The following is a 12478-nucleotide window of genomic DNA, read 5'->3' as shown; positions in this document are numbered from 1 at the left end:
ATAGTACCTTGGTCGGCGTTGGGAGTGCCGGCGCGTGCGGTCTAGAACCGATAACTCACACCGAGTTGCACCACCGGATACAACTTATACCGCTCGACCTTGTCATTGATCTTCTGTTCCTGCTCGTCGATATTCGCCTGCGTCGTGAACATCGAATAAATCGCGGGCACGTTGTAGTGCGTGCGTGGGCGGCCATAGGCGACGCCGACATCGAAAGTGAGACCGAAGCCCTTCGAGACCGGCTTGTGACCGTAGCCGATGCCGACATAAGGCATCACGCGCGGCAGCGTGACCGTGGCCGACGGCGCGGGGCCGACTGCCGGCACATAGTCGTCGCCGATCTTGTAGTTGCCTTGCGCATTCGGCACGGCGTGCGCCGAGAGTTCGTCGTCGTTGATCAGCGCACCGGCCGTCAGGCGGAAACCGCTCGAGCGGAAAGGGAACACGTCGAGATAGAGGCCGCCTTGCAGCAGCTTCAAGTGGCCGTCGTACTCGTTTTCATTGACGTTGACCGAATGCGAGAAGCCGAGGCCTTCGAATTCCGCATGCACGCCCGTCCATGAATTGAGCGGCAGCGCAGCGCCGATCCCCGCGCCGAGCGTGCCGCCGTGCACATAAATCTCCTGCGCGTGCGCCGTATTAGTCAATGCGACCAGCGCCGCCATCGCCGCAACCGCGGCGAGAGCCGCATTTTTTACCTGCCGTTTCACCTGCACCACCGCTTGTCTCCCGACAAAAATCAATTGCATGCGGGGACTTTACGATTTGCGCGCGCAGTTCAAATGCATGAAAAGCGGGCGATTTCGGCGGCTCTTCCGGCTCAAGTCCGGCGTCGTCGGGAAAGCGGAAATAATGCCGCGTAAGTAGCGACTATAGCGGGCGCGCAGCGGCGCCCGCCATAACGAGGGTTACTGCTTGATCCCTTCAGCCTGGATATGCAGCGTGGTCTGCATCTTGAAGCCGTACGTCTTGCCGAAGTCGACGCCGAAATCGTCGCGGTTGAACGTCGCCGTCGATTCCGTGCCGCACACTTCGCGCTTGAGCATCGGGTTCACGAAGCACTTGAACGACTCGATCTTCAGGTTCACGGGCTTGGTCACGCCGTGCATCGTCAGTGCGCCGATCACTTCCACCGGCTTATCGCCTTCAAAGCGGATTTGCGTGCCCTTGTAGGTCGCGCTCGGATACTTCGCGACGTCGAAGAACTTCTCGCCGACCAGTTCCGCGTCGAGCTTGTCGTTGCCGATGTCCACCGAACTCATGTCGATGGTCACATCGACCGTGCCGGTTTTCGCCGCGCGATCGAGCACGACGGTGCCGGTGCTTTTCTTGAACTTGCCGCGCCAGATCGACACGCCGCCGAAGTGATCCGCTTCGAAGCTCGGGGCCGTGTGCGTCGGATCGAGCTGATACGTGTCGGCGGCCATTGCGTTGAACGACAGAGCGGCGGCGAGAGCGCCGGCGGCGAGCAGGAATTGCTTCTTCAAGATGTTCTCCAGGTTTGAAAAGCGCTACGGCGCTTTGATGATTTGCTTCGGGTTTCTAATTACTTTTTGGAGGCGACGAGGTGGAACTTGATGACGACTTCGTCGGCGACGACGGACGTGTCTTTCCATTCGCCGGTGCCGACGTCGAACTGCGAGCGCTTGATCGGCAATGAACCGTCGAAGGTTTGCGTCGAGCCCTGGCTTGCAATGGTGACCGGCACGACCACCGTCTGCGATTTGCCCTTGATGGTCAGCTTGCCGGTGATCTTGTACTGATTGCCGCCCGCCGGCGCGATCGCGCTGGAAACAAAGGTAGCGGCCGGGTAAGCGGCGCTGTCGAACCACTCCTTGCCTTGCGCCTGCTTGTTGTAGTCGTCGGCGCCGAGGTCGTAGCTGCCGGTGTCGATCGACACGTTCGCGCTGCCCGCCGTCGGCTTCGCCGGATCGAACGATAGCTGCGCCGAAAACTTCCTGAACTTGCCGTCGACGGGCACGTTCATCTGTTTCGTCGTCGCGATCACGGTGCTTTTGCTGGTGTCGACGTCGGCATGGGCGAGGCTCGCGCCGAATAGCGATAGCGCGGCGGCGCCCGCCAGGATGGAGTGATGAAGTATCGTTTTCATGATGGTACGCATCCTATCGAACCCATGCGCGTTCATTGCACACAGTGGGGAATTTGATTGCCAACAGTCCGTAGCGAATCGGCGAGCAAGCCGTTGCCGCGCTGACTGCGAATGATAGGGATGTCAAGAAGAACCGAATAGCCGGATGCGAGAGAACACATCGTTCTACGGATGACGTTAATGCCGTCCGGGCGTGCACGTTGCAACGAGGACCGACGAACGGCGGAGGCCGAACCGAGTTGGGTTATCCTGCGCACCGGGCACGGCCCACGTACAACCATCATTCAGGACGTTAGTTTTGACTTCGATTTTCCTTTCATGGGGCATCGCCGCCTTCGCGACAGCCGGCGTTATCACGCGGCCTTTCAAATGGCCCGAGGCAGTGTGGGCGGTGGCGGGCGCGGTGCTGCTGGTCTCGCTCGGGCTGCTGCCGCTTCATCTCGCGATGGAAGCCGTCGGCAAGGGCACCGACGTCTATCTGTTTCTGTTCGGCATGATGCTGCTCTCCGAAGTCGGCCGCCGCGAAGGGCTGTTCGACTGGGTCGCCGTGCTCGCCGTGAATCATGCGCAAGGCTCGCCGCGCAAGCTCTTCATGCTGGTCTATCTGGTCGGCGTGGTAATCACGGCCTTTCTTTCGAACGACGCCACCGCGGTCGTGCTCACGCCGGCTGTGTTTGCCGCCGCGAAGAAAGCGAAGACCGATCCGTTGCCGCTGCTCTTCGTCTGCGCTTTCATTGCCAACGCAGCGAGCTTCGTTCTGCCGATCTCGAACCCGGCCAACATCGTGCTGTACGGCAACCACACGCCCGCGCTCGGGCCGTGGCTGATGCGCTTCGCGTTGCCGTCGCTGCTGTCGATCGGCGCAACTTACGTGCTGCTGCGCTGGACGCAGCGCGATGCGCTTGCCGGCATCTGCGAGGCGAATCTCGAACCGCTGCGGCTCTCGTCGAGTGGACGCGTTGCGCTCGCGGGCATCGCGGTGACGGCCGTCGTGCTGCTGGCCGTATCGGCGTTCGATATTCCGTTGGGCTTGCCCACGGCGATACTCGGTGCGTTGACCGCAATCGTCGTGTTGATCCAGGAGCGCAAATCGCCGTTGCCGATGATCCGCGAAATATCGTGGAGCGTGCTGCCGCTCGTGGCCGCGCTCTTCGTGCTCGTCGAAATGCTGGACCATACCGGCGTAATCCGCATGCTGGCCGCGTTGACGCAGGAGGGCGCCGCGCACAACGAAGCGAGCACGGCAGGCTGGGCCGGCATGGCCATCGCGATCGGCAGCAACTTGATGAACAATTTGCCGGCCGGCCTGATCGCGAGTTCGACGGTGATGCAGGCGCATAGTCCCGAGCGCGTGATCGACGCGCTGCTGATCGGCGTCGATCTCGGGCCCAACATGTCGATCACCGGCTCGCTCGCGACCATCCTGTGGCTCAACGCGATTCGTCGCGAAGGCGAGGACGTGAGCTTCATGAAGTTCCTGAAGGTGGGCGTCGTGGTGATGCTGCCGGCGCTGGTGCTCGCGCTCGGCGCACGCATTCTGATCGGCTGACGCGCCGTGGATCACGGCGCCGCCGCTTTCATACGTCAGCGATGACCGTTGATTTCCGGCGCGATCGCCGCGTGATTCAGCAGCGCGACCAATGACATTCCGCCTACGGTATTACCCACGAGCGTCGGCACGAGGAAGCGCAGAAAATAATCGCGCAGACTCGCGTCGCCGCTGAAAAACGCATACGCCACTTCCGTCGATCCGGCGATGATATGCGACAGATGGCTCACGGCCACCACATAGGTAATCAGCAGCACCGTCAGCAGGCGGCCCGAACGCGCGCTCGGCAATAGCCACACCATCAACGCAATCAGCCAGCCCGCGAAAACCGCTTTCACCATCGTCGGCAGCATATGTTCGGAACCGACGGCGGCGCGCGACACCTCGCCGAATGCCTGCACCACGGCGGGCGCGAACACATCGGGAATGCGCAGCATCGCGGCGAAAATCCATGTGCTCACGAGATTGAAGAACAGCACGATGGCCCATAGGCGCATGGCTTTGAGCAGCGTCTTCGGATCGCGCCGCGTCAAGACGGGCAGCACGACGGTGAGCGTACTTTCGGTGAAAAGCTGCTGCCGTCCCATGATGACGAGCACGAAACCCATCGAGTAACCGAAGCTCGACACCAGATGACGCCATGACGTATCCGGCAGTCCGGCTTCGAGCACCGCTTGCGTGAGAAACGAAAAGCCCATTGAAAGCCCGGCCGCGAGCGACGACCAGATCAGCGCGCCAATGGTCCGCTCGAGCGCGGCTTCGCCCTCTTCACGGACGATCTCATGCAGCACGAGCGCGTGCGGGGCGGTGTGATGCGCCGCCTGATCCTGCTCGCCCTCGTTCAGATGCGGGGAATCGGCGCCGGCGTCCTGGGCTCGCGGGACGTCGTTGCCGGCGGATTCCGTCGATTCGGCGGATGACTGCCGTTGCTCTTCGCGCGTGGCATCGGTCATCAGCGGGCATCCTTCGAGCGCGGGCCGGGCGCTTCGCAGACCGCTTCCTCGGGCTCCCGCAGCGCGGCAAGCGTGGCTTCGAGCCGCGCGAGCCGCGCCTGTTGCGCGGGCACGAGCGGCGCATTCGCCAGCATCCGCAAGCGACTGTCCCAGTATGAAAGCGGGATCGCGTCATTCACCGAGATCCGCCCGAACACCCGCTCGAGATGGGCGATCTCGTTGTCCAGGTTCTGGTAGCTCATCTGACGTATCCGATAAGAGGCGACAAAAAAGGTGGACGGCGATAACGTACGAGCAAGTGGCGTTCCCCGATTCTTCAGGACAACCGGAGTGCGGCGGGAAGCTCGGATTGGGAAGTCTGATCTGCGCGCTGGAACGGCGCATTGAGATGGCGCATTGAGATGGCGCAACGAGGTGACGCAACGAGATGGCGCAAGGAGGTGACGCAACGCGCGGAATCTAACCGCGCGAGGGAGATCGATTAGAAATTGCGGTTATGTTGCCGAAGGAATTGGCTACTGCCACTGGCAGTGCGTGGCTAACTCACGTCGCGATGACGCTTACTGCCTATCCAGCCACGCATCGAGCCCCACGCGAAACGCCACGCCCGCAATCACCGGCACCGTGAGCATCAGAATGATGCCGAAGTTCGGAATGGCGTCGCCGTAAGCAATCGGCTCGTACAGCACCACGCCCGCGACCGCCGCGAAGACGATGACGCCGACGGCCACCATCAGAAGATTGCGCACCGTAATGGACAGCTCTTTGCGCGTCGCCTTCGCGGGACTCGGGTTGGCGGCAGGGTCGTGTTGAGCGGGCATGATGACTCTCGTGACAAAAAGCGGCGGAGGGCGCAAGGCGCCCATTCGCAAGGCGCCCATTCGACAGCGGAACAGGCGTGCCCGGCATCATACCAGGGCGCGCAGGTGTCGCGCACTTCGCGCCGTGTGTGCTTGCATCGATATAAAACAATATATGCCGCATTCCGCGGCATGGGGCTAAAAGCTCATCGCTTGCGTGGCCGTGCCGGCGTTACGATGCCGCTTCGATTGGATTGACCCATTGCGCGAGTTCGCGCCGCAGTTGCGCGAGGTCGAACGGTTTGCCGAGCAGTCGCGCGCCGGGGATGCGCTCGCCGATCGGCGCCTGTGCGCCATAGCCGGACACCAGCAGCACCTGCACGTCAGGCTGCTCGCGCAACACGGCGCGCGCGAGGTTGTCGCCCGACATGCCGGGCAGCGTGATGTCGGTGAACAGAATGTCGTAGCGCTGCGCCGGCAGCAGCGGCAGCGCTTCTTCGGCGCTGCCGACCGACGTGCAATCGAGCCCGAGCGCGCCGAGCAGGCAGCTTAGCGCCTCGCGCGAATCGGCGTCGTCCTCGACCAGCAGCACATGAGCCGGCGAGCGCGCGGGCGCGTCGGTCGATGCGGACTCGCTCTCGTTTGCGGCTGCCTTGGGTGTTGGAGTCAACGGCGTGGCGAGGCCCGGCGCATCGACGCCCGACGTAGCGACGCCCGACGTAGCGACGCCCGACGCATCGCCACTCGCCGGATCATACGCAACGCTCGGCACACAAGCGGCGATTTCGCGATCCGTCATCTTGCCGACAGCCGCCGTGCCGCCAGCTCCGCCGGCGGCGGCGCGCAGCACGCCGCGCACCTTGCGCGCGAGATCGTCGCGGCGGTAGGGCTTGGAGAGCAGCGTGATGCCCGCGTCGAGCTTGCCGTGGTGGACGATTTCATCGCGCGTGTAGCCCGACGTGAACAGCGTCGGCACCGACGGCGAGCGGGCCGCGGCACGCCGCGCCAACTCCACGCTTTTGATCTTGCCGGGCATGACGACGTCGGTGAACAGCAGGTCGATCGGCACATCGCTGTCGATGAATTCGAGCGCCGCGTCGCCGCTCGACGCCGTCAGCACCTTATAGCCGAGCTGCACCAGCATTTCGACGGCGGTCAGGCGCACGTCGGCATCGTCCTCGACCACGAGGACCGTTTCGCCGCCGCCCACCGGCGCGCTGGTTTCATCGGCGGCTTCGGCCGTTTCGGGCTCGCAGCAGCGCGGGAAAAACAGCGATACCGTCGTGCCGCGCCCCAACTCGCTTTCGATCAGCGTATGCCCGCCGCTCTGCCTCACGAAGCCGAACACCATGCTGAGACCCAGACCCGTGCCATGACCGTGAGGTTTGGTCGTAAAGAACGGTTCGAACGCATGCTCGAGCACGTCGGGCGGCATGCCCGCGCCGGTATCGGTGACGGAAAACACCACGTATTCGCCCGGCGAAAGCTCCGGCTTGTCGCTGCAAAACGCTGCGTCCAGCACGCGGTTCGCGGCGCGCACGGTGAGCGTGCCGTCGGCCTTCATCGCGTCGCGTGCATTGATGGCGAGATTGAGCAGCGCGTTTTCCAACTGGTTGCGATCGACCTGTACGTGCCACAAATGGTCGCTCAATACGGTTTCGATCCGCATGGTTTCGCCGAGCGCGCGATGCAGCATCTCGCTCATGCCGGCAAGCAGGCGGCGCGGGTTCAGCACAGTGGGCGAGAGCGGCTGGCGCCGCGCGAACGCAAGCAGATGCGCGGCGAGTTTCGCGCCGCGCTTCACCGCGTCGGTCGCTGCCGACAAACGGCGCAGCGTGGCCGGATTGCCGCTCGCGTCGGCGGCCATCATCTGCAGGTTGCCGTTGATCACTTGCAGCACGTTGTTGAAGTCGTGCGCAACGCCGCCGGTGAGGCTCCCGATCGCTTCCATTTTCTGCGCCTGGCGCAGTTGTTCTTCGGCGAGCGCGCGCGCGGCGACCGCGTCGGCCACGCGCTGTTCGAGCGTCTCCGTCAACTGGCGCAGCGACTGTTCGGCGATCTTGCGTTCGTGAATATCGATCAGCACAGCCGGCAAGCGTGTCGGCTGACCGTGTTCGTCGAACTCGCACTGGCCGTTTGCCTGCACCCACACATAGTCGCCGTCAGGGCGGCGAATCCGGTACTCGGCGCGAAACGGCTTGCCTTCTTGCAGCGCATCCGCGCTCAGGCGTTCGAGTAGCGACTGATCGTCTGGATGAATCATTCGGGCGGCGGCGCTGTGGTCGACGCCTCCCGCCGCTTCTTCGACGGAGAACGAAAACGTGCGGGCAAAGCGCTCGTCGCCGGTGATCTTTCCGGTCTGCATGTCGACGACGCAAGTGCCGAGCACGGCGCCTGTATTGAGCGCGAGTTGCAGACGTTCGTTGGTCTCGTGCAGTTCCGCTTCGGCGCGTTGCCGCCAGCGCTCGGTCAGCACGCGCCCAGTCGTTTCGACGACGACCGCCAGCACGCCCGCGGGCGCGCCGCTGTCGTCGGCGACGGGGCTGTAGTACAGGTCCATCCACACGTCCTCGGGCTTGCCTTCGCGCAGCAGCACGAGTTCCTTGTCGCGATACGAGAGCGTGCCGCCCGCGAGGCACGTAGTCATGACGTGGCGATTGAATTCGGCGACTTCGGGCCAGCCTGTTTCGACCGGACATCCCAGCAGATACGGATGCCGTCCGCCCGCGAAAACCGCGTAGGCGTCGTTGTAGATCATGTAGCCGGAGCGGCCCCACAGCAGCACGAGCGGCACTGGAGAAGCGAGCAGCAACTGCACCGTGGCGGTGAGGCTGCGCGGCCAGTCCGCGATCGCGCCGACGCCGGTCGCCGCCCAGTCGAATTCACTGATGCGCCGCGCCATTTCGCCGCTCCAGCCTGTACAGCCATGATCTTGTGCCGGAAAGGGCATGCGTCGCTCCACGAGATCGCGTTAATGAGGTGGGTGTCCAGTCTGCCGTTTCACATTCTCCGCGTAAAGGGCCGATACGCCGCGTATGCCGTTTAGTTGCGCGCGCACCTTAAACGCTCGCAAGTTTTACCTGCGGCGCTCGCGCGCGCATTCGAAAGCGGCAATAAGCGCATACGCATTTCTGTCGAAGCGAGCCTTTGCGTGTTTGCTTTTGCGGCGGTTCATCGTTCGCGCGATGGTCGTTGTTGCGCTGCGCGTCCTTACAGAATCCTTCACGCGATAGGCTCGTTTTCTGCTGGATGTCGAGTGCACGCGCGCGCGACGAATGCGCGCCGCGAGCGCTGGCGACGGCGAATGTCGCCGGCTTCGCAGATCGATAAGAGCGGACCGTACGATGCCGAAGAAGCCCGTCGCAACCAGCAAGCTGGCGAAGAAATCTCCCAGCAAGCGTTCCAGGAAAATGCCTCGCGCCGACGGCCGGCAGCCGCTCCTGACCGCGCGCCGCAACGCGAGAATGGCGCGCTCGGCGCATGCGTATGTGCGCGGCAGCACGAGCCGGTTCTATGAGTGGCTCGACGGCATCGAGGGCCACGCGCTGCCCGAAGGTCCGGCGGTGTGGATTTGCGGCGATTGCCATACCGGCAACATCGGGCCGGTCGCGGATGCCTACGGGCGCGTCGAGATCCAGATGCGCGACTTCGATCAGACGGTGATCGGCAATCCCGCGCACGATCTGATCCGCCTCGGGCTCTCGCTTGCGACGGCCGCGCGCGGCTCCGATCTGCCCGGCGTGACGATCGTCCACATGATGGAAGCGCTCGCCGACGGCTACGAACGCGCCTTCGACGAAACCGCGGGCGAGGCCGACATTCACGCGGAAAAACCCGAGGCCGTACGCGTCGTGATGAAGGAGGCGATCCATCGTACGTGGCGTCATCTCGCCGAAGAGCGTATCGACGACGCCGAGCCGTATATTCCGTTGGGTTCGCGTTTCTGGCCGCTCGACAAAACCGAGCGCCGCGAGATCGACAAGCTGTGCAGGACCAGGTCGATCGCAGCGCTCGCGACCGCATTGCGCGGGGCGGGCGCCGACGCGCAAGTCCAGGTGCTCGACGCCGCGTACTGGGTCAAGGGCTGCAGCTCGCTCGGACGGTTGCGCTACGCGGTGCTGCTCGACATCGACGGCGCCGCGGCCGACGGCGACGACCTATGCCTCGTCGACATCAAGGAAGCCGCGCAGGCCGCGGCGCCGCGCTGCTCGGGGGTGAGAATGCCGCGCGATCACGCCGAGCGCGTGGTGGAAGGCGCGCGGCATCTGTCGCCATCGCTCGGCGAACGGATGAGGCCCGCGCGCCTCACGGACCGCCCCGTCGTGTTGCGCGAACTGCTGCCGCAGGACATGAAGCTGACCATCGAGCAACTGACCCGCGACGAAGCGACCAGGGCGGCGCGCTTTCTCGCGCTCGTGGTCGGCAAGGCGCACGCGCGGCAGATGGGCCTCGCCGAACGCAAGGCATGGCTGGCCGAGTTGCGCAAGAACCGCTCGAAAACGCTCGATGCGCCCGGCTGGCTGTGGAAGAGCATCGTCCAACTGGTCAGCACTCACGCGGCCGGCTATCTCGAGCATTGCCGCAAATACGCAACGGGCGTCGGCGAGGGCTGAAGCGCGGTTTTTTTCACGAAGGGCTAAATATTCGTCCGATGATTGCCGATATACATCGGTAGAGTGACCGGACCCGCCTGCTAGCCCTTCCTATGCTCCTGACCTCGCCGCAGCACTCCGCCGATGCCGGCCTGCGCCAGCGCTTTCACCAGCGCTCGCTTGAACATCAGCGCCCGCTTTCGACGGTGACGATGGCGTTCACAGTCGTCGCGTTTCTCTGTCTGGTGGCGGCGCGCGGCCTCGTCGCCGGGCCCGCCGAGCCGCTCGCGTACCGGCTCGGCTGCGCGCTCGTGCTGGCCTTGCTGGTGCTGGCCATTCCGCTCGCGAAATCGACGTGGACGTTCGGCGCGATCGGCGTGGCCTTCTCGCTGACGCTCGTCGCTGGTCTTGCACTGAACGTGGCGGGCGTGCAGCAGCCGTTGCTGTGGACCTTGCCGGCGATGGTCGTGATCCCGGTTTGCGCCGCGCCGCTGTGGCTGACGCCGACGCATTTCGTGGTCGGCAGCGCGCTTTTCTATGCGGCGGCGATCGGCTTGCTGCCCGCCGCGCCGCACACGGCCGACGTCGATGTGGTCGTGTGGATGTGGATCGCCGCGATCGGCATGCCTACCGCCGTCGTCTTTCATTTCGGTTTTTACGGGTTCCGGCGCAATCACTTTCTGCTCGAGGATCAGCTCGCGCAACTGGCCGCGACCGATCCGCTGACCGGCCTGCAAAACCGCCGTGCGTTTGTCGCGCAGGCGGAGCGGCGCCTCGCCGAACTCGCGCGCGGCGGCGAGGCCAGCGCGATTTTTCTCGACATCGACAATTTCAAGTCGCTCAACGACCGGTTCGGTCATGCGGTGGGCGACCTCGCGTTGCGCCAGGTCGCGCAGGTTCTGCTCGAGCAAACCACGCGCGGCGACAGTGTGAGCCGGATCGGCGGCGAGGAATTCGCGGTGCTGTCCTGCGATGGACTTGCCGGCGCGCTGCGCCTTGCCGAGCGGCTGCGCGGTGCGATTGCCGCGCTCGAACGCCCGGACGGTCATCTGACCGCGAGCTTCGGCGTGGCCGAGCATCGCGGCGACGAAAACATCATGGTCCTGCTGGATCGCGCCGACGAAGCCCTGCTACGCGCGAAGCAGTCCGGCAGGAACCGCGTATGCGCGGAGCGGCCGGTGCCGGATGCGCCGCTGCAACTGCTGATCGAGGACGCCTGCGGCACAGCGGGCGCGGCCGGCTCGCGGCATAAATGGGAAGACTATTACCTGACCTCGCACTTTCAGCCGCTCTTCAGTTTGTCGCATCAGAAGCAGGTCGGCTTCGAGGCGCTGTTGCGCGGCGAACTCGACGACGGCACCTTGCTGCCGCCCGCGGTGCTGTTCGCGCGCAAGCCCGCCAACGACGAAGGGGTGCTCGACCGCGCGAGTCATGCCGTGCATCTGGCGAACGCGCGCGCGTCGCTGCCCTCGGACGGCTGGCTTTTCCTCAACATTCTGCCGGCCACTTTCGTCGCCGAGGGCTATGCCGATGAACTGACCGGGATCGTGCGCAGAGTGGGGCTCGCGCCGGAGCAGGTGATCCTCGAGATTCTGGAGTCGCACGGCGGCAGCGTCGACGAGATGTCGCGCGCGGCGGCGTTGTACCGCGAGCACGGTTTCCTGATTGCCGTCGACGATTTCGGCGCCGGTCAATCGAACCTCGACCGGCTGCTGCGCATCCGTCCGGACATCGTCAAGCTCGACGGCGAACTGATACGCGCGACCGGGCACGGCACCGAGCAGCCGATCTTGCCGAAGCTCGTGTCGCTGCTGCATCAGGCGGGCATGCTAGTCGTGGTGGAGGGCGTGGAGACGACCGAGGAACTGATACTCGCGGTTGAGTCGAATGTGGACTTCGCGCAAGGTTATCTGCTCGGGCGGCCCGCGCCGGAGATCGCGTCGCCAGGCTCGGTGCATCTGCGAATCGACGATGCTTTCGATGTGATCGCGCAAGGCCGCGCGCATCAGCACGCGTTGTTCGAGTCTGTGGTGGAGCCGTATCGCCTCGCGCTGCGCGAGGCCGCGGACGCGCTGCACGCGGGGGCCGCGATGGAGCGCGCGTTCGCTGCTCTTGCGTCGTTCGAGCGTTGCGTGAGCTGCTTTGTTCTCGACGATTCGGGTCGACAGGTCGGTCCTGAAGTGCCGGGGCCGGCGTGGAGCATGGAAGGCGCGTCGCTGCATCCGGTGGCCAATCCGCGCGATGCGCGGTGGGATCATCGGCCGTATTATCGCAATGCCGTGCTGCTGCCGGGCGTGGCGATTGCCAGTAATCCTTATCTTTCGCTCGCGAGTGGACGGCCCTGTATTGCAGTGACGCTTGCGGCGCAGTTCGCGGATGAGCGCTCGGTGATCGGGGTGGAGTTGGATTGGTCGGCGCAAGGGTTGCCCTGGCCGGCGGGGGAGTGAGCGGCGTTTAGATCGTCGGCCGCTCGC

At 64.4% G+C, this 12478-nt stretch carries 10 protein-coding genes; 3 read left to right on the top strand and 7 right to left on the bottom strand.

All coding sequences use genetic code 11. From position 1 onward, the window contains the following. Positions 1-41 precede the first annotated feature (41 nt). The 3 genes from C8K18_RS19385 to C8K18_RS19375 form a co-directional block, all read right to left on the bottom strand. A complete protein-coding gene (locus C8K18_RS19385) occupies positions 42-749 on the bottom strand; it encodes a hypothetical protein (RefSeq protein WP_006049303.1) in 708 nt (235 codons plus the stop codon). A 159-nt stretch (positions 750-908) separates the two neighbouring features. Beyond that, positions 909-1487, bottom strand: coding sequence for a YceI family protein (locus C8K18_RS19380; protein WP_107708909.1), 579 nt, complete (start codon positions 1485-1487; stop codon positions 909-911). 59 nt (positions 1488-1546) lie between these two features. Beyond that, positions 1547-2110: a YceI family protein gene (locus C8K18_RS19375; RefSeq protein ID WP_107709079.1), complete on the bottom strand. Its 564-nt coding sequence runs from the start codon at positions 2108-2110 to the stop codon at positions 1547-1549. A gap of 298 nt (positions 2111-2408) precedes the next feature. Between C8K18_RS19375 and C8K18_RS19370 the strand changes: the two genes are divergently transcribed. Further along, positions 2409-3659 carry an arsenic transporter gene (locus tag C8K18_RS19370; protein ID WP_053859494.1) on the top strand — a complete coding sequence of 417 codons (1251 nt, stop codon included), beginning with the start codon at positions 2409-2411 and terminating at the stop codon, positions 3657-3659. A gap of 35 nt (positions 3660-3694) precedes the next feature. Here C8K18_RS19370 and C8K18_RS19365 read toward each other — a convergent pair whose 3' ends face one another. The 4 genes from C8K18_RS19365 to C8K18_RS19350 form a co-directional block, all read right to left on the bottom strand. Next, positions 3695-4612: a formate/nitrite transporter family protein gene (locus tag C8K18_RS19365; protein WP_006049307.1), complete on the bottom strand. Its 918-nt coding sequence runs from the start codon at positions 4610-4612 to the stop codon at positions 3695-3697. Then, positions 4612-4854 (bottom strand): hypothetical protein, encoded by a 243-nt coding sequence (locus tag C8K18_RS19360; protein ID WP_006049308.1) that lies wholly within the window; start codon positions 4852-4854, stop codon positions 4612-4614. Before C8K18_RS19360 ends, C8K18_RS19365 begins: the two co-directional genes overlap by 1 nt. A gap of 318 nt (positions 4855-5172) precedes the next feature. Beyond that, a complete protein-coding gene (locus C8K18_RS19355; RefSeq protein ID WP_006049309.1) occupies positions 5173-5433 on the bottom strand; it encodes a hypothetical protein in 261 nt (86 codons plus the stop codon). A 211-nt stretch (positions 5434-5644) separates the two neighbouring features. Next, a complete protein-coding gene (locus C8K18_RS19350) occupies positions 5645-8362 on the bottom strand; it encodes a response regulator (RefSeq protein WP_107708907.1) in 2718 nt (905 codons plus the stop codon). A 394-nt stretch (positions 8363-8756) separates the two neighbouring features. Here C8K18_RS19350 and C8K18_RS19345 point away from each other — a divergent pair, with 394 nt between their 5' ends. Together C8K18_RS19345 and C8K18_RS19340 are read left to right on the top strand one after the other, a co-directional pair. Further along, positions 8757-10025, top strand: coding sequence for a DUF2252 domain-containing protein (locus C8K18_RS19345; protein WP_107708905.1), 1269 nt, complete (start codon positions 8757-8759; stop codon positions 10023-10025). A 92-nt stretch (positions 10026-10117) separates the two neighbouring features. Further along, complete coding sequence (locus C8K18_RS19340) at positions 10118-12451, top strand: bifunctional diguanylate cyclase/phosphodiesterase (protein ID WP_107708903.1); 2334 nt, start codon at positions 10118-10120, stop codon at positions 12449-12451. Positions 12452-12478 lie beyond the last annotated feature (27 nt).

This window comes from Paraburkholderia sp. GV068 (assembly GCF_003058125.1).
In the GTDB taxonomy this organism is placed as follows: domain Bacteria; phylum Pseudomonadota; class Gammaproteobacteria; order Burkholderiales; family Burkholderiaceae; genus Paraburkholderia; species Paraburkholderia graminis.
The sequence above is the reverse complement of the archived record's forward strand: the minus strand, read 5'-3'. Positions and strand labels throughout refer to the sequence as shown.